This window comes from Salinivibrio sp. PR919 (assembly GCF_001995355.1).
GTDB lineage: Bacteria > Pseudomonadota > Gammaproteobacteria > Enterobacterales > Vibrionaceae > Salinivibrio > Salinivibrio proteolyticus.
In genome coordinates this window covers 19,119-37,137 of the sequence record NZ_MUFL01000016.1, presented here as the reverse complement: position 1 = coordinate 37,137, position 18,019 = coordinate 19,119, and the positions used below count along the sequence as shown (strand labels likewise).

Annotated in this window: 16 protein-coding genes; 12 read left to right on the top strand and 4 right to left on the bottom strand. The window is 52.1% G+C overall.

Annotated features, from left to right (window positions below; translation table 11 throughout):
* Window positions 1-2 precede the first annotated feature (2 nt).
* The 7 genes from BZG83_RS04845 to hemB all read left to right on the top strand — a co-directional run bounded on the left by BZG83_RS04845 (window position 3) and on the right by hemB (window position 5,591).
* On the top strand, window positions 3-614 hold the full coding sequence (locus tag BZG83_RS04845; RefSeq protein WP_077479571.1) for a ubiquinone biosynthesis accessory factor UbiJ: 612 nt from the start codon (window positions 3-5) through the stop codon (window positions 612-614).
* Complete coding sequence (gene ubiB / locus BZG83_RS04840; RefSeq protein ID WP_077479570.1) at window positions 614-2,260, top strand: ubiquinone biosynthesis regulatory protein kinase UbiB; 1,647 nt, start codon at window positions 614-616, stop codon at window positions 2,258-2,260. The genes BZG83_RS04845 and ubiB overlap by 1 nt, the downstream gene beginning before the upstream one ends.
* A gap of 54 nt (window positions 2,261-2,314) precedes the next feature.
* Complete coding sequence (gene tatA, locus BZG83_RS04835) at window positions 2,315-2,563, top strand: Sec-independent protein translocase subunit TatA (RefSeq protein ID WP_069588228.1); 249 nt, start codon at window positions 2,315-2,317, stop codon at window positions 2,561-2,563.
* A gap of 2 nt (window positions 2,564-2,565) precedes the next feature.
* Window positions 2,566-2,922 carry a Sec-independent protein translocase protein TatB gene (tatB, locus tag BZG83_RS04830; RefSeq protein WP_069588226.1) on the top strand — a complete coding sequence of 119 codons (357 nt, stop codon included), beginning with the start codon at window positions 2,566-2,568 and terminating at the stop codon, window positions 2,920-2,922.
* A gap of 15 nt (window positions 2,923-2,937) precedes the next feature.
* Window positions 2,938-3,690, top strand: a complete 753-nt coding sequence (gene tatC, locus BZG83_RS04825; protein WP_069588224.1) for a twin-arginine translocase subunit TatC — start codon at window positions 2,938-2,940, stop codon at window positions 3,688-3,690.
* Window positions 3,687-4,469, top strand: a complete 783-nt coding sequence (locus tag BZG83_RS04820) for a TatD family hydrolase (RefSeq protein ID WP_077479569.1) — start codon at window positions 3,687-3,689, stop codon at window positions 4,467-4,469. The genes tatC and BZG83_RS04820 overlap by 4 nt, the downstream gene beginning before the upstream one ends.
* A 69-nt stretch (window positions 4,470-4,538) precedes the next feature.
* Window positions 4,539-5,591 carry a porphobilinogen synthase gene (hemB, locus tag BZG83_RS04815; protein WP_077479568.1) on the top strand — a complete coding sequence of 351 codons (1,053 nt, stop codon included), beginning with the start codon at window positions 4,539-4,541 and terminating at the stop codon, window positions 5,589-5,591.
* A 108-nt stretch (window positions 5,592-5,699) separates the two neighbouring features.
* Here the strand turns inward: hemB and asnC are convergent, their stop codons facing one another.
* On the bottom strand, window positions 5,700-6,161 hold the full coding sequence (asnC, locus tag BZG83_RS04810) for a transcriptional regulator AsnC (protein ID WP_069588218.1): 462 nt from the start codon (window positions 6,159-6,161) through the stop codon (window positions 5,700-5,702).
* A gap of 95 nt (window positions 6,162-6,256) precedes the next feature.
* On the opposite strand from asnC, the gene BZG83_RS04805 reads away from it, so the two are divergent.
* The 4 genes from BZG83_RS04805 to BZG83_RS04790 all read left to right on the top strand — a co-directional run bounded on the left by BZG83_RS04805 (window position 6,257) and on the right by BZG83_RS04790 (window position 11,261).
* Complete coding sequence (locus BZG83_RS04805; protein ID WP_241825747.1) at window positions 6,257-9,445, top strand: ABC transporter substrate binding protein; 3,189 nt, start codon at window positions 6,257-6,259, stop codon at window positions 9,443-9,445.
* 35 nt (window positions 9,446-9,480) lie between these two features.
* A complete protein-coding gene (locus BZG83_RS04800; RefSeq protein ID WP_077479567.1) occupies window positions 9,481-10,260 on the top strand; it encodes a class I SAM-dependent methyltransferase in 780 nt (259 codons plus the stop codon).
* Entirely contained in the window at window positions 10,261-10,563 is a 303-nt protein-coding gene (locus BZG83_RS04795) for a hypothetical protein (RefSeq protein WP_077479566.1), read from the top strand. It begins immediately after the preceding gene.
* Between the two features lie 338 nt (window positions 10,564-10,901).
* Window positions 10,902-11,261, top strand: coding sequence for an Hpt domain-containing protein (locus tag BZG83_RS04790; RefSeq protein ID WP_077479565.1), 360 nt, complete (start codon window positions 10,902-10,904; stop codon window positions 11,259-11,261).
* A 45-nt stretch (window positions 11,262-11,306) separates the two neighbouring features.
* Here BZG83_RS04790 and gorA read toward each other — a convergent pair whose 3' ends face one another.
* Window positions 11,307-12,662: a glutathione-disulfide reductase gene (gene gorA / locus BZG83_RS04785; RefSeq protein WP_077479564.1), complete on the bottom strand. Its 1,356-nt coding sequence runs from the start codon at window positions 12,660-12,662 to the stop codon at window positions 11,307-11,309.
* A gap of 294 nt (window positions 12,663-12,956) precedes the next feature.
* Between gorA and prlC the strand changes: the two genes are divergently transcribed.
* Window positions 12,957-14,996 carry an oligopeptidase A gene (gene prlC, locus BZG83_RS04780; protein ID WP_077479563.1) on the top strand — a complete coding sequence of 680 codons (2,040 nt, stop codon included), beginning with the start codon at window positions 12,957-12,959 and terminating at the stop codon, window positions 14,994-14,996.
* Between the two features lie 74 nt (window positions 14,997-15,070).
* Here prlC and gppA read toward each other — a convergent pair whose 3' ends face one another.
* Complete coding sequence (gene gppA, locus BZG83_RS04775) at window positions 15,071-16,588, bottom strand: guanosine-5'-triphosphate,3'-diphosphate diphosphatase (protein ID WP_077479562.1); 1,518 nt, start codon at window positions 16,586-16,588, stop codon at window positions 15,071-15,073.
* A gap of 30 nt (window positions 16,589-16,618) precedes the next feature.
* Entirely contained in the window at window positions 16,619-17,911 is a 1,293-nt protein-coding gene (rhlB, locus tag BZG83_RS04770; RefSeq protein ID WP_077456815.1) for an ATP-dependent RNA helicase RhlB, read from the bottom strand.
* Between the last annotated feature and the right edge of the window lie 108 nt (window positions 17,912-18,019).

Here is an 18,019-nt window from a genome sequence, read left to right as displayed (position 1 = left end):
GTATGGCCTTTGATTCTCTCGTGTGTGCCGCCTTGGAGACAGCATTAAATGGCGTGATCACACGCGATGCTGATAGCCAGCGCCGTTTGGCGCGCCTCAAAGGCCGTACGATTCGCGTTTCTTTGCAAGAGTGGAATAAGCAATTTGTCTTCGCGTTCAGCCAACGTGTGGATGTGCTCAGCCACTACGAAGCACAGCCTGACTGTGCACTCTCTCTCTCGCTTGCCGCGCTGCCTAAACTGCAACAAAAGGCCAATATTACCGCGCTGATCAAAGCCGATCAGCTGACCCTTGATGGCGATATCGATGTCGCACAGCAATTCTCGCAACTGCTCAGCGGATTGCAGTTTGATATTGCCGAGTGGCTCTCGCCCTATATGGGGGATGTGATGGCACATACTGTGGTGAGTCACGCCCAAAAGCGCTGGCAGCAAGCGAACCAACTCGCCTCGCGTCAGCAACGCTACCTTGGCGAGGTATTAACCGAAGAATGGTGCGTGGCTCCGGGGCCATTGGAAGTGGCCTATTTTTCGGATCAGGTCGATGAGATCCGCAGTGATGTTGCCAGACTTGAGGCACGTTTTAAGCAGTTGGCTGAACGGATGGAGTCCTAATGACGCTCAGTGAAATTCGTCGTTTATATTTTATTATTCGCACCCTGCTGCTTTATGGGTTAGACGCCTTGTTGCCTAAGCAGCCAATTACCCGCTTAGCACACTTGGGGCGGCAGTCTTTATTTTGGTTGAAAAACCAGCACCCCGATAAGCCGGTGGGTGAGCGACTGCGTTTGGCGCTGCAAAGCTTGGGCCCGGTGTGGGTGAAGCTTGGCCAGATGATGTCGACGCGCCGTGATCTTTTTCCCGCCGATATCGCCAACGAGTTGGCTCAGCTACAAGATAAAGTCGCGCCGTTTGATGGCCACAAAGCTAAGGCGCAAATCGAAGCCTCGCTGGGTGGGCCATTAGAGACTTGGTTCAGCGACTTTGATCCTAACCCGCTCGCCTCCGCGTCGATCGCGCAAGTGCATACTGCCACCTTAAAATCGAATGGGCGTGAAGTGGTGCTGAAGGTGATCCGTCCCGATATCTTGCCGGTTATTCAAGCTGACTTGCGCTTGATGTATCGCGTGGCACGGCTGGTGGCGCGTTTTCTGCCCGATGCCCGCCGGTTAAAACCGGTCGAAGTGATCCGCGAGTATGAAAAAACCTTGCTTGATGAACTGGACTTAATGCGCGAAGCGGCCAACACCATTCAGCTGCGCCGCAACTTTGAAAACGACCCCGCGCTGTATGTGCCCGAAGTATTCAGTGACTACWGCCGCAAAGACGTAATGGTGTCTGAGCGTATCTATGGCATTCAAGTGTCGGATATCGAGGCGCTGGAGGCCAATGGCACTGACATGAAATTGCTGGCCGAGCGTGGGGTTGAGGTCTTCTTTACCCAAGTATTCCGAGACAGCTTTTTCCATGCGGACATGCACCCGGGCAACGTGTTTGTTTCCTACGAACACCCGCATGACCCGCAGTGGATTGGGCTCGATTGCGGGATTGTCGGTACCTTAAATCGCGACGATAAACGCTATTTAGCAGAAAACTTTATCGCGTTCTTTAACCGTGATTATCGCAAAGTCGCTGAGTTGCACGTCGATTCTGGCTGGGTGCCGCATGACACTAATGTGGATGATTTTGAATTTGCCATCCGCACCGTGTGTGAGCCCATTTTCGAAAAACCGCTGTGCGAAATCTCGTTCGGTAACGTTTTATTGAACCTATTTAACACCGCGCGACGTTTTAATATGGAAGTGCAGCCACAGCTGGTACTGTTACAAAAAACCTTGCTCTACATTGAAGGACTGGGGCGTCAGCTCTACCCGCAGTTGGATCTCTGGACCACGGCTAAGCCGTTTTTAGAGTCGTGGATGAAACAGCAAGTAGGGCCACAAGCGGTGTGGGCGGCGGTCAAAGAGAAAGCGCCATTTTGGGCTGAGAAGCTACCCGAGATCCCAGAGCTGGTGTATGACGGATTGCGTCAAGGGCGACAAATTAACCAACGGCTCGATGCTTACTATCATGGTTATTTGCAAACACGGCAACGTCATTCACGCGCCACCTACATGCTCGGTATTGGCGCCACCTTGCTACTGACAGCAACCATACTGTTTGCCAATCAGGTAGAGGTCTTACCTTCGGTCGCAGCCGGCGGCGCGGTGATTTTTTGGTTGTGGGGTTGGCGACTTTGTAATAAAACCTGTAATAAATAGCAGCTACACTGCTGCGCTCAATTGATGTAAACCAACACGTGGAAGGGAACCAGTATGGGTGGAATTAGTATTTGGCAGTTGCTGATTATCGCAGTGATTGTGGTATTGCTATTTGGCACGAAAAAGCTTCGTAACATGGGCGGCGATTTAGGCTCAGCGGTGAAAGGCTTTAAAAAAGCCATGAACGATGACGAAGACAGCCAAAAAGGCAAAGACGCAGACTTCCAGCAAAAGACCCTCGATGATACTGGGGCTGAGACGTCAACAAACGAGCAAGCACGTAAAGATAAAGAGCAGGTATAACCGTGTTTGATATAGGTTTCTGGGAACTTGTGCTGATCGCCGTGATTGGCTTAGTGGTACTGGGCCCAGAGAGACTGCCCGTCGCGATACGGAATGTGTCGCGTTGGGTGGGGGCAGCGAAGCGTATGGCGGGCTCTGTCCGAGACGAGCTCGAGCAAGAGCTTAAAATTAAAGAGCTGCAAGACAACTTACGCAAAGCCGAGCAGGCTGGCATGAAAGACCTTGACCCTGAGCTGCAGCAATCGGTGGATACCTTGCGTCAGCATGCTGCGGATGTCCAACGCCCTTATGCATCGTCGACAGAGACACCGCGCCCTGAGGCACCGTCTTCAGAGCCGTCGCCGACCGATAAGCGATAAACGAGCAAGGCTACTATGTCCTCCGTAAATGATACCCAACCGCTAATTAGCCATTTGATGGAGCTGCGCAACCGCTTGTTGCGAGCGATCATTGCGATTCTCGTCGTCTTTATTGGCTTGGTTTATTTTGCTAACGATATATACAGCGTGGTGGCACAGCCGCTGATTGATAAGCTGCCAGAAGGCGCGAGCATGATCGCCACGGATGTGGCATCACCGTTTTTCACGCCGATAAAGCTGACGTTAGTGATATCGGTGTTCGTGGCCGTACCAGTGATTTTGTACCAAATTTGGGCGTTTGTGGCTCCCGGTTTATATAAGCATGAACAGCGGTTGGTATTGCCGTTATTGGTATCGAGTTCGTTGCTTTTCTACGCGGGGGTCGCGTTTGCGTACTGGGTGGTGCTGCCATTGGTGTTTGGTTTTTTCACCTCGATAGCGCCCGAGGGGGTGCAAGTGGCAACCGATATTGCCAGTTACCTCGACTTTATCTTGGCACTGTTTTTGGCGTTTGGAATCGCGTTTGAAATTCCCATCGCCATTATTTTGCTGGTTTGGACCGGCGCGACCAGTGCACAAAGCCTGCGTCAAAAACGCCCATACGTTATCGTCGCCGCGTTCGTCGTCGGTATGATGCTGACGCCACCGGATATGATTTCGCAAACCTTGCTCGCGATTCCCATGTGTTTATTGTTCGAATTGGGCGTGTTGCTATCGCGCTTTTACGTGCCACGTGCATCATCGGAATCACAAGAGGCCAGTGAATGATCGATATTGGCGTGAACCTGACCAGTGCGCGGTTTGATAAGGACAGAGACGCGGTGGTTGCGAGCGCGCAGCAAGCGGGCGTTACCGGTATGCTGCTGACCGGCACTAATCTGGAAGAAAGCCAAGCAGCGGCGGATCTCGCCACCCATTATCCGGCGTTTGCCTATGCCACCGCTGGCGTCCATCCGCATGATGCCAAGTCTGTCGACCCCGCGGATTTATTCGTTATCCGGCAGTTAGCGCAGCGCGCCGAGGTAGTGGCGATCGGTGAGTGTGGGCTCGATTTTAATCGGGATTTCTCGCCACGGCCGCAACAAGAAGCGGTCTTTGATGCGCAGCTTGCGCTGGCGGCTGAGCTGTCGATGCCTGTATTTATGCACTGTCGTGATGCGCACGATCGCTGGTTCGCGATTTTACGCCCTTGGCTCGATAAACTGCCTGCGGCGGTGCTGCATTGCTTTACCGGCGATGATCGCGCATTGCGTGAGTGTTTGGACGCTGGGTTATACATCGGCGTCACTGGATGGGTGTGTGATGAGCGTCGTGGACAAGCCTTGCAGCAGCAAGTTGGCTGGATCCCAGATGATAGGCTGATGATAGAAACCGACGCGCCGTATTTGCAGCCCCGTGATATACGCCCTCGGCCGAAAAGCAGCCGTAATGAGCCTAAATATTTGCCCCATATCGCACAAACTGTAGCACGACTTCGCCAACAGTCTGTCGAACATGTTATTGACTGTACAACAAAAAACACCCTGCGCTGTTTTTCGATTCAGTGACGGGGTGAACAACCCAGTGAGGCAGTCATCTGCCCCAAAGCCCAGGTCTGCAACATWAAGGAGGATACMGTGRSCGTATCCATTCAAGGCGCCTTTCCTGCTCGACGCCTGCGTCGTACACGCAAAACTGACTTTAGCCGCCGTATGGTGGCGGAACATTCATTGTCCGCGAGCGATTTGATTTACCCTGTTTTCATTTTGATGGGCAAAAATCGTCGTGAGCCGGTGGAGTCGATGCCCGGTATTGAGCGGATGTCGATTGACCTGCTGTTGTATGAAGCGGATTACTTGGCCAAGCTAGGCGTGCCGGCGATTGCACTATTCCCGGTGATCCCGAAGGAATTTAAAACCGCCTGTGCCTCTGAAGCCTTTAACCCCGAAGGGCTGGTGCCACGCGCGGTCCGCTTGCTCAAAGAGCACGTGCCACAAATGGGTGTGATCACCGATGTGGCGTTGGACCCTTACACCATCCACGGCCAAGACGGGATCATTGATGACGACGGCTATGTGATGAACGAGCCCACCACCGAAGTGCTGATCAAACAAGCTTTGTCACACGCCGAGGCGGGTGTGGATATTGTTGCGCCGTCAGACATGATGGATGGGCGCATCGGTCGTATTCGAGACGCACTAGAGAAAAACGGCCACATCAATACCCAAATCATGGCGTACTCCGCCAAGTATGCCTCTAACTATTATGGCCCGTTCCGCGATGCGTTAGGTTCTGCGGCGAACCTGAAAGGGGGCAATAAAGCCAATTACCAAATGGATCCGGCCAACAGTGACGAAGCGCTGCATGAAGTAGCGATGGATATTGCTGAAGGTGCAGATACCGTCATGGTTAAGCCGGGGATGCCGTATTTGGATGTGGTGCGCCGGGTGAAAAGTGAACTCAAAGTGCCAACCTTTGCTTACCAAGTCTCTGGTGAGTACGCCATGCACAAAGCGGCGATCGATAATGGCTGGTTAAAAGAGCGCGAGACAGTGATGGAATCACTCTTGTGCTTCAAGCGTGCGGGTGCAGACGGCATTTTGACTTACTTTGCTAAACAAGTTGCCGAGTGGCTTGCTGAAGATGCAGGTGCGCCGCTGCCGCCACGCCCTGAAGAAACCGTGGGTTAAAACGAACGCGCGATCAACCACGCCCTGGCTATTTGGTCAGGGCGTTTTTGGTTGTATGGCGGTTGCGTCATGATAGATACAGGGATAAAGCGTATCACCACGCAAAAAYTAGGGGATTACGTTGCGGTTGATGGGGTTCTGTAGTGAGATCAGCGTTTCGGTGGATTGGACTTCATCGATGGCTTGTAGCTTGTCAATCAGCACAAACTGTAACTCTTCAATGGAGCGGCACATCAACTTCACAAAGATGTTATAGGCGCCGGTGGTATAGTAAGCCTCAACGACCTCATCAAGCTGATTCAGCTTATCGAGCGCAGAGTGATAGTCCCGCGCGGCTTTGAGGTTGATGCCAATAAAGCAGCACACGTCGTAGCCAAGCTTTTTGGTGTTCACCAATATTTCGGTACCTTCGATAATGCCAGCTGCTTTCATTTTCTCCACGCGCACGTGAACTGTCGCGGGGCTCACTTGAAACTGCTTGGCCATTTCCGCGTAAGGCACGCGCGCATCGTCGAGGAGTGTGGACAGAATACGACGATCGAGATCATCCAGTTTGGGTAAATCGTTCATTGTTGTCGTCTTGTAGTTGTAGCTAAGCCATGTTTTCCGCTGTCTCAGTTGCTTGACAGTCAATTGAGCATCTAATGTAGGGTATCGCGTTGTCTATGAAGATACCAATAAACCAACAGGAAGTGGGCGTGGGGATCAAATACCTTTTTGGCGTGTTAATACTGATGTGTACCTGCGCCGTGAGTGCAGCTCAACAACAAGTCTTGGTCGTGCACTCCTATCATCCCGGGTTCTTTTGGAACCAAGCGTTGGTTGAAGGATTAAATACGGCAACCCAAGGGCACGATATCGACTTTCAGCATACTTACTTAGAAAGTAAGCGTTACCAATCAGAAGCCTATCGTGAACAGCTGAAAAAACTCTACATCCAAAAACTCGCCAGCCAGCGTTTCGATGCCATTTTAACCACGGACAACGCAGCCCTATGGTTGATGCACGAGCTCCACGACTACGTAGGAGACACGCCGGTGGTGTACGCCGGGCTGAATAACTTTGGCCGCCAGCATTACCCGCTGCTACCGCGTGTGACTGGGGTGAAAGAAGAAGTCGACTTACCCCGCAATTTGGCGTTGATGAAACGTCTCCATCCTGATTTAGAACGTGTTTACCTATTGCTGGATAACACCTTTTCAAGTCGTCAGTACTGGAATGTGGTGCAAGCGCAGCTGGCGCACAGTGATTTGTCGGGTCTCGAAGTGGTTCGCCTATCAGACTTATCGTTTCAGGCACTGCATGACCGTATCCAAGCGATGCATGAGGGTGAAGGCGTCTTTTATCTTTCTTACTTTCGCGACAACCAAGGCGGCTTTATGACCCGTCAAGAATACCTCGAAACCATTGTGGGTGAAGCACCCGTTCCTGTATACGGGGCGATGAGCTTTATGCTCGGCCACGGGGTGATTGGCGGTGTGGTGATTGATGGGGTTGAACAGGGTAAGACCCAAGGTGAGTTGCTACTGAAAGTGCTGGCGGGTGAGCTGCCCGCTGAGCGCGACAGCACTAATGTCACCATGTTTGATTACCCTTTGGTCAAACGGTGGGATCTGGACATTAGCGATCTACGTTCAGCGGTGATCACTAATCGTCCGCAATCGTTATGGCAGGCCCATAAAATTACCGTACAAGCGGTGTCTTTGTCTGTGTTGGTGTTGGGTAGCATCATTGTCATGCTATGGGCCAATGTGCGCCAGCTGCGTCGTAGTGAGTCGGCATTAATGCGTCACCGCGCCATGCTCAAAGGGGTGTTCGACCAGAGTAATCAGTTTATCGCCTTGCTTGATGGTAACGGGATTCTGCTGTCGGGCAATTCCAGTTTTAATCAACTGGTTGATGTAACTCGCCAATATCAGGCAAGGCCGCTCTGGTTTTGGCCGATATGGCGTAACCCTGCACGCCTAGAGTCGCACCTAAAGTTAACTGAAACGACCCAGCCCCGGCGTTTTGAACTGTGTTTGAGTGAGGCGCACCGCGAAGTGATCTTGGATGTGGCGGTCAAAAGCTTTCCCGGTGAATCAGGCCAACCCCGTATTCTGTTTGAAGCGCGCGATATTACCCAACGTAAGCACACCGAGGAGAAACTGCAACGCAGTGAAATTGAATACCGGATGCTTTACGAACAGCAACCGGTGATCTTACTGACCGTCGATCAGCAAGCACGGATCCAATCTATCAACCAATATGCGGCGGAGCTTTTCGGTTATAACAAATCAAGCCTCCTTGGCCATAAAATCACTGAATTGTATGCCGAGCAGCATGAGCCGCCCCACCGCATGGTGCGCCGCCCACAAGACCAAGACCATGACGAGCAACTTTGGCGCCGAGAGATCCCTTATCGTTCGAAAAAAGGCCAGATCTTGTGGGTGCGAGAGACGGTTCGTGCCATGCACACTCAGGCACAGATACTGGTGGTTGGCGAAGACATCACCGCGCATCGAGAGATGGAAAGCCAACTGGTGTACCAAGCGCATCATGACTACTTAACCGGTCTCTATAACCGCAGCTATTTTGAACAGAAGCTAGCCGATGCCTTAATTCAGGCCCGCGAAGATGATCAGTGCCATGCGATGTTCTATATCGATATGGACCAATTTAAACTCATCAATGACACCGCAGGCCATGAAGCCGGGGATGAAGCCTTAAAGCAAGTGGCGCTGATTGTAAGTCATCACTTACCTTCTGGCGCGGTACTATCAAGGCTTGGGGGCGATGAGTTTGGTGTTTTGGTGTATCACTGCGATGCTACCCGTGCAGTGAGTTGGGGGAAATCATTGCTGGCTGCCTTGGCACGAAGTGAGTTCTTTTGGCATGACAGCCGGATGCGGTTGGAGTGTTCATTGGGTATCCGCTTACTGGACCGCACCGCTGGCTCTCCGCAGCAAGTGCATGCTCAAGCTGATACAGCCTGCTATGCTGCCAAAGATGAGGGGCGAAACCGACTTCATCTTTATCATCCGGATGATGAAGAACTTAAACGTCGTGAGCAAGAAATGGCCTATGTCAGCCATATTCATGAAGCCATTGCCGCAGATCGCTTTGAAGTGTATGCCCAGCGTATTGTGAATACTAGTGGCGCCCCCCAGCGCAAACTCTATATGGAAGTCTTGGTTCGGATGCGTGATGCGCAAGGAGCCTGGATCTCTCCTGGGCTGTTTGTTCCTGCCGCAGAGCGCTACAACATGGCGCATCAGCTCGATACGGTGGTGGTAAAGAAAACCTTAGGCTGGTTCGCCGCGCATCCCGAGCACGTTGATAAGCTGGGTATGGTGTCGATTAACCTATCCGGCCGCTCTATTGCGCAAAAGGAGTTTGTGCAATTTTTGGTACAAGCTATCAAAGACAGTGTGATACCCAGCCGACGTATCTGCTTAGAGATCACCGAAACGGCTGCCATCGGTAACATGACCAGTGCGATGGATTTATTCTCACGTCTTAAAGCGCTGGGCTGCTTTATTGCACTGGATGACTTTGGTGCGGGCATTTCATCGTTTGGTTACTTGAAGCGTTTACCGGTCGATATCGTGAAAATTGATGGCCAATTTGTGCGTGACATTGCCAATGACGACACCGATTTTGCGATGGTGAAAGCCATTAACGATCTTGCCAAGCAAATGGGCAAAAAAACCGTGGCTGAGTTTGTTGAAAATAGCGAGATTTTAGAGAAATTGCGTTTACTGGGGGTCGATTACGCACAAGGCTATCACTTTAGTGTACCAGCGCCGCTGGAGCAGCAAGTGAGAGGCTGGCCCGAGACACAGAACAGCGTGAAGGAAAAAATCCATCTCTGATATACTCGGCCAATCATTGGCTGTGGAGATCCAACGTGCAACTGACCCTTATCTGTGATGTCGCAGAGAAACAACAAGAATTTGAAAGGCTAACAAGTAAGTGGTCACTCACTCATGAGAATGATTCACCGTTTGCGTTGGTGATGACAGAGACACGGTTGGAGCTTCGCAAACAAGATGAGCCTAAATTAGGGGCGGTCTACGTTGATTTTGTCGACGGGGCGGTCGGCCATCGCCGTAAGTTTGGTGGTGGCAAAGGCCAAGCGATCGCGAAAGCGGTTGGATTAAATAAAGGCGTGACACCGCGTGTCCTTGATGCCACCGCAGGGCTTGGGCGTGATGGGTTTGTTCTTGCCTCGCTTGGCTGTGAGGTGCAGTTGATTGAACGTCATCCTGTGGTGGCAGCGCTGTTGGACGATGGTCTGCAGCGCGCTTATCAAGATGCAGAAATTGGTACTTGGATGCGCGCACGCATGACCTTGTTGCATGCAAGCAGTGCGCAGGCTCTCACCGAGATGGCGCAAACACCCGGGCTACAGCGGCCAGATGTGGTTTATCTTGACCCCATGTATCCGCATAAGAAAAAGGCCGCGCTAGTCAAAAAAGAAATGCGTGTCTTTCAATCCTTAGTCGGGGCGGATACAGATGCGGATAGCCTGTTAGATCCCGCACTGGCACTGGCACGCAGTCGTGTGGTGGTCAAACGCCCAGATTATGCTGAGCCGTTAGCCGGCATAGCCCCTCATTCGAGCATTGCGACAAAGAAAAACCGCTTTGATATGTATATCAATGCAGCACTTACGGTGGATCATTAGGTGGCTAAGTCGCTGTGTAAGTGGCGTCGCGGAGACGTGGATGCTGAGTTAGAGCTGCTCGCGACGATTGTCTCGCCGCCTTGCGTGGCGTGCAGCAAATGTGCGCGTGTGGCCAGAGATAAAAGCTATCTGTGTCGGCCTACGCCTTTGCCTGCATCGTCTGAATCAGTGACGAAAAAGGTGAAGAAAAAAGCCAAGGATGAAAAGCTAACCAAAAAAGCCCTGAAAAAGGGTAAAAAAGGCAAAAAGACGGCAAAAAGCAAAAAAGAGAAGAAAAAGGCGAAAGCCAGTAAAAACGCCTAGCCTGAAGGTAAAGGAACAGACTCCATGGTTACCCATGGAGTCAGCGGTGATTAATCGAGGCCTTTAACCATCAACACGGTCAACAGACCAGTGATAACGGAAACGATCAGGCCAGAAACGATTAACCAAGGCAACATATCCATCATGATTCGCACTCACTTCTATTATTGATATTGGGGGAAAAGCGAGCATGATTGGACCTGAGTTTTGCCACATCTACAATGTGCTAGACGCAGGCGTTTAAGCTTAGTAACGATTAGAAACAAGGTGATGACAAGCTAATCAACAAGCCCTTGTCGCTTGTAGGTGAATCACCGTTTTCAGTAAAAGGATTGAGCATGAGTGACAGCCACGGAAAGACAGATCACGACGCAAGCGTGTGGKACAAAGAGGAAGCCTTAAGTCGGTTGATGGATAGCCAAGCCTTGCTTGATGAAGCCTGTACCATCTTTGTCGAAGAGACTGAGGAGCAGCTTCCAGCCATGGCACAACAGATTGCAGCGGCAGATTTTGCTAACTTGGCACGTGAAGCGCACAAGCTAAAGGGTAGTGCCAGTAACCTAGCGGCGATTGAACTGCAACAACAAGCGTTAGCCTTGGAGCTGGCAGCAAAACAGGATAATGCTGATGCCGCGTCCGTGTTGTTGGATGATATCAAAGAAGGCTTGGCACGCTTTTGCGCGCAGTGGAGTAAATAAAAACGCCGAGCACAGTGCTCGGCGTTGCTCTTACCGATACCGGGTTTAGCGCATGGTAACAAACTCTTCTGAACCGGTCGGGTGAATCGCGACCACACTGTCAAAATCTGCTTTTGTCGCTCCCATTTTCATTGCCACGGCAAACCCTTGGATCATTTCATCGACGGTGAAGCCGATACCGTGAAGGCCCACGACTTTTTCATCGTCACCGGCACACACCAGTTTCATTTTACAAGGTTGGCGGTGCTGGGTGACGGCCGTATACATTGCCGCAAACGTCGAGGTGTAGACCTTGATATTGTCATCCCCATATTTGGCGCGCGCTTCGGGCTCGGTCAAGCCAATGGTGCCGATTGGCGGATGGCTAAATACCACGGTTGGGACGAGGTCATAGTCCATTTTTGCCTCGCTCTGGCCATTGAATAGGCGCTCCGAGAGCAGACGACCTGCTTTTACCGCCACAGGGGTGAGCTCAATGCCACCATCCATAATGTCACCGACACAGTATATGCCCGGCACGCTGGTGGTTTGGTAAGCATCTACCTTGATGTAGCCGTTCGCGGTGGTTTGTACATCGGTCGCGGCCAAATTGATCTTGTCGGTGGTTGGATGGCGGCCAATCGCCCAGATCAGTGTGTCTGTGTTATGCGTGGTGCCGTTCTCGAACGCAAGGGTCAGGCTGCCGTCGCTTTCTTTGGTGACAGAGACAGGCACCGACTGGGTATGCAGCGTCGGGCCTTCTTTTTCCATCACTTCGACCAAGGTGTCAGTCACCAAGGGGTCAAAGCTTCGCAGCGGACGGTCTTTGCGCACAAACAAGTGGGTATCGGACCCTAGCGCATGCAGTACGCCTGCGATTTCAACCGCAATATAGCCAGCACCGACTACGGCGACACGCTTAGGTTGTTCGGTGAGGGCAAAGAAACCATCTGAGTCGATGCCATGTTCAGCACCGGGAATGTTCGGAATCGTGGGGGTGCCACCAACCGCAATCAAGATATGATCGGCGGTGTAGTGTTCGCCGTCTACCTCGACGGTTTTGTTATCGACAAAGCGCGCAAAGCCGTGAATGACATCAATGTTGTTTTTACCCAACACGTTTTCGTAGGCTTTGTGGATACGGCCGATGTAGGCTTCGCGGTTATTGATCAAGGTTGACCAGTCAAAGCCTTTCACTTCAACATCAAACCCATAATCCGGGGCATAAAGATTGAGGGCTTCGGCAACTTGCGCACCATGCCACATCACTTTTTTGGGCACACAGCCCACGTTTACACAGGTTCCACCGAGGTGTTTTGCTTCAATCAGGGCGACTTTGGCACCGTGCATCGCGGCACGGTTGGCAGAGGCAATACCGCCGCTGCCGCCACCGATACRGATGTAGTCGAAATGCTTCGCCATGTCTTTCTCCATCTTATACGCACGAGCGTGCTTCTGGCTTTTGTTTCGTGGTCAGCTTGTCGCGTTTCAGGTCGCTTGTAAAGTGGCGCCGCGCTGACCATTGAGGTTGAGTGAATGTAAGCTTATCAAACCTGTGGTGTGGCGGCAGTCTCAGAATCATTTTGTAACGGTCGCAATCTGTATAAGTTGGAGTGCAGGGATTGAAAAGCGTTCTCACAGACGGCATATACATGAGGTCACTTATCGTTTAGACGCGCGAAGCACGGGCGTCTCGTCAGCAAAAAGGAAGGCATTATGTCCAACCCGCTACTTCAATTTGAGGATTTACCTCCATTTTCAGCGATCAATCCAGAGCATGTTAAGCCGGCAGTGGACGCCGCGATTGCCGATTGTCGCCAAGCGGTCGAGCAGGCAGCTGAGCAAGCGTCGCCAAGTTGGGAGACGGTTTGTGCGCCGCTCGCCGAAGTCGAAGATCGCCTCAGCCGTTTATGGTCGCCAGTAAGCCATATGAACGCCGTGGTCAACAGCAAACCACTACGTGAAGCCTACGAAAGCTGTCTGCCGCTGTTGTCGGAATATTCGACGTGGCGCGGTCAGCACAAAGGTTTGTATCACGCCTACAAAGCCATCAAAGATAGCGCGGACTTTTCATCACTCGATACGGCCCAGCAAAAAGCCATCACCGATGCGCTGCGTGATTTCGAGCTGTCTGGCATTGCGCTGCCTGCCGATCAACAACACCGTTTTGGTGAAATTCAAAAACGCTTGTCGGAGCTTTCTTCTTCATTTAGCAACAATGTGCTGGATGCCACTATGGGGTGGAGCAAGCTGGTGAGTGATAAAAGTGAGTTAGCGGGCTTGCCCGAATCAGCGCTGAACGCAGCGAAAGCGCAAGCTGAGAGTAAATCTCAGCAAGGTTACTTACTGACCCTTGATATTCCTTCGTACTTACCGGTCATGATGTACTGCGATAACCAAGCCTTACGTCAAGAAATGTATGAAGCCTTCTCTACGCGCGCCTCTGATCGTGGACCGCAAGCTGGCCAGTGGGACAACACCGAGCTGATGAATGAGTCGCTACGTTTAAAATATGAACTGGCGCGCTTGTTGGGCWTTAACAACTACAGCGAGCTGTCGCTGGCGACCAAAATGGCAGAGAGCCCCGAGCAGGTGATGGGCTTTTTGAATGAGCTGGTCAGCAAAGCCCGTCCACAAGGCGAGCGAGAGTTCGCGGAAGTAAAAGCTTACGCCAAGCAAGAGTTTGGGGTGGAGACGCTGGAGCCTTGGGATATCCCTTACTACAGCGAAAAACTCAAGCAGGCGCGCTATGCGATTTCTGATGAAGCGCTACGGCCTTACTTCCCAGAATCGCGCGTGCTAAGTGGCCTGTTTGAAGTCATGAAGCGTGTGTTTGGCATGACGGTAACCGAACGCCAAGGTGTCGATACGTGGCATAAAGATGTGCGTTTTTATGACATTCACGACAGTCAGGGCACGCTGCGCGGGAGCTTCTATTTAGACTTGTACGCACGTGAGAATAAGCGTGGCGGTGCATGGATGGATGAGTGTCGCGTTCGTCGCCGTAAAACAAATGGCGAGTTACAAACGCCGGTGGCGTACTTGACCTGTAACTTCAACCCACCGGTCGGTGATGATCCTGCGCTGTTTACCCATGACGAAGTTGAAACCCTGTTCCACGAATTCGGTCACGGCATTCACCACATGCTGACACAAGTCGAAGTGGCGGATGTCTCGGGGATCAACGGTGTGCCTTGGGATGCGGTAGAGCTACCGAGCCAGTTTTTGGAGAACTGGTGCTGGGAGCAAGAGGCGCTGAGCTTTATCTCGGGCCACTATCAAACCGGAGAAGCCTTGCCGGACGATATGCTAGAGAAGATGCTGGCGGCGAAAAACTTCAATTCAGCGATGGCGATGTTGCGCCAGCTCGAATTCAGCTTGTTCGACTTTAGCTTGTTCAGTCAATTTGACCCCGAGGTGGGTCCACGGATCATGGAAACGCTTAACGCCGTACGTGAGCAGGTTTCTGTGGTGCCCACGCCGGAGTGGAATCGCTTCCCGCATGCGTTTGGGYACATCTTTGCGGGTGGCTACAGCGCAGGTTATTRCAGCTACAAGTGGGCTGAAGTGCTGTCGAGCGATGCCTATTCTCGCTTTGAAGAAGAGGGGATCTTTAATCGCGAAACCGGTGAAGACTTCCTCAACCATATCCTCAGTCGTGGGGGAAGCGAAGCGCCGATGGCGTTGTTTGTTCGCTTCCGTGGCCGTGAGCCAAGCCCTGATGCGCTGCTGCGCCACAGTGGTATTTCTGCGTAGTCACGCGACGATTGACCAAGTAAGAGCCCGCGCTAGGCGGGCTTTTTTGTGCTCATGAGATGGGCAAGTGCGATTTAGACACCGCCATCAGCGTGGGTGATCACGACCAGCGGTTGACCAAGGCTGGATTGACGCAAGGCTTCCTGCTCCAGCTCGGCACTCAGCAATGGGCTGGTATCCAGCAACGTGGTGTCTAAGGTTAAGGTGAGCGCATCACCGTTTGCACAAAGGCGACTGAGTGGCCGTACGCGGCTGTCTCGGCGGTGGCACAAAATCACCGCCAAACGCAGCAAACGCAGGAGGCGATTGGCACTTTGCGCTGACAAAGCATGTTGGCCATCAATGCGAACCAGTTGCTCACGATAGTAGCGAAGCAAGGTGGCAATCAGCTGCTTTTGAGCGCGCGTAAAGCCGGGTAAGTCGAGATGGGTGATCAAATAGGCCGCATGGTCGCCGTCTTGTTTAAAGCCAATGCTTAAGCCAATTTCGTGCACACAGGCTGCGGCATGAAGCAAGCTACTGGCGTGGGGCTCTGGCACCCAGTCAGGCGGACATTGGTGAAGCAAATCCAACGCCGTTTGTGCCACCGTCATGCCATGCGCTTCATCGAGCTGATAGCGAGATTGAATACTGGCGATGGTGCGCGCACGTATATCGCTGTGGCGCATTGCGGTCATCATTTCATACACCAGACCTTCACGGAGTGCGCCGCCAGCCAGTGTCATGCTGGTGACATCCAAGCATTCAAAAATGGCGATCAGTATCGATAACCCGCTTGGGAAAACCAAGGCGCGTTCAAGCGTGAGGCCGTCAATGTCGAGGGCATCCATTTGTCCGCACGCAATGGCTTGGTCGCGTAGACGATGGAGTTTTTCCAGCGTGATGACTTCGTCCATGCCTTGCKTCACCATAATTTCTTGCAAGGCTTGCACTGTTCCGCTGGCGCCTACGCAACAATCCCATCCGAGGGCGCGATAGGCAGCCATATGAGGCGCTAATTCCGCTTTGGCTCCGGCAATTGCGGCATCGAACGCCGCTTGATTGAGGACACGGTCGGCAAAGTAGTCTTCAAGGAAGGTCACACAGCCCATGTTAAGGCTTTGCAATAGCGCAGGCTCAAATTGTTGGCCAATGATCAGCTCGGTGCTGGCCCCACCAATATCCACCACCAAGCGTTTTCCTGGGCCGCCCGAGGTATGTGCTACCCCTTGGTAGATGGTGCGCGCTTCTTCTTCACCAGAGATGATCTCGATGTTGTGGCCTAATAGCTGGTTCGCTTTGGCGAGAAACACATCAGCGTTCGAGGCTCGGCGTAATGCGGCTGTCGCCACCACCCGAATGTGATCGGCTTCAAAGTCTTGCAAGCGTTCAGCGAAAAGCGCGAGGCATTCCCAGCCGCGCTGCATGGCTTCGTCACTGAGCTGACGTTGTGCGTTCATTCCCGCCGCTAAGCGGACTTTGCGCTTAATTTTGGCCAGTGTTTGCACACTGCCAGCTACTTGACGCACAACCAGCATGTGAAAGCTGTTAGAGCCTAAATCAATCGCCGCATAAAGCGACGATGTGTGAGCGGTGGTTCCATCACGACGCATGGCGCGACCTTACCTCATAACTGCCGAATGTTATGCCGACTTTTGTGGGCGTCGACGTTGACGGTTGCGGTTGTTGCCGCTGTTGTTTTTGCCTGTATTACGACGACTGTTCACCTGACGTTTGGCTATCTTTTTCGGGGCCGGTAAATCCGTGAGCAGTGCGCTGCGATCAAATTCGCTGACCGGAATACTGTGTTCAATGTATTCCTCAATGGCGGGCAAATTGATGGCGTATTCTTCACAGGCAAAGCTGATAGAGCTGCCACTGGCACCAGCACGACCGGTACGACCAATGCGGTGGACATAGTCTTCGGCATCGTCGGGCAAGTCGTAGTTAAACACGTGGGTGACTTGCGGAATATGCAAGCCGCGCGCGGCGACATCAGTGGCCACCAACAAATCAATCTCACCTTTGGTGAATTGCTCGAGGATTTTCACCCGCTTTTTCTGCGGAACGTCACCAGTCAGTAGACCAACGCGATGATCGTCTGCCGCAAGGTGGGCCCAAATTGACTCGCAGCGATGCTTGGTGTTAGCAAAAATGATCGCACGCTCCGGCCAGTCTTCTTCGATCAAGGTTTGCAGCAACGGCATTTTTTCGTTGTTAGAAGGCTGGAAAAGCTCTTCTTTAATGCGATGGCCGGTTTTTTGTTCTGGCTCGATCACCACATGCTCTGGGTTGGTCATGTGCTCGAAGGCCAGTTCTTGAACGCGATAAGACAAGGTGGCAGAAAACAACATGTTCAAGCGCTTGTTAGCCGCAGGCATACGGTTAAACAAGAAGCGAATATCTTTGATAAAGCCTAAATCGAACATGCGATCCGCTTCATCCAACACCACCGCCTGAATGCCATGCAAATCAATCACTTTCTTCTTGTAGAAGTCGATGATACGGCCGCAGGTGCCGATTAAAATATCAACGCCTTGTTCAAGTGTCTGTTGCTGTTTGTCATAACCTTCGCCACCATAGGCAAGCCCTGCGGTAATCGAGGTATTCGCGAGTAATGGTTCCGCATCGTTATAGATCTGAATGGCCAATTCGCGCGTAGGAGCTAATATGATTGCCCGTGGTTGGTTAGTTTTCCGTGACGCTGGTGCGTCAGTGGTTAACAAGTGATGAAACGTTGCAGCCAGAAACGCCAGGGTTTTGCCTGTCCCCGTTTGCGCCTGTCCTGCAATGTCTTGGCCGGTGAGCAGGACCGGCAATGCCTTTGCTTGGATAGGCGTACATTGGGTGAACCCCTTGGCCTCCAAGCTCTTGAGAACATCGGCGTGCAAGCCGAGCTCGGCAAATTTCTGCTCTGTGATATGCGTCATTTTCATCCGGATAGAATATCAGCTTAGGCTTGCAATACGGAAGCGAATCCAGTCAAATAGTGCCATTATTTACTGGTCGCAATTTAGCCAGTAACAAAAACATGTATTGGAGTA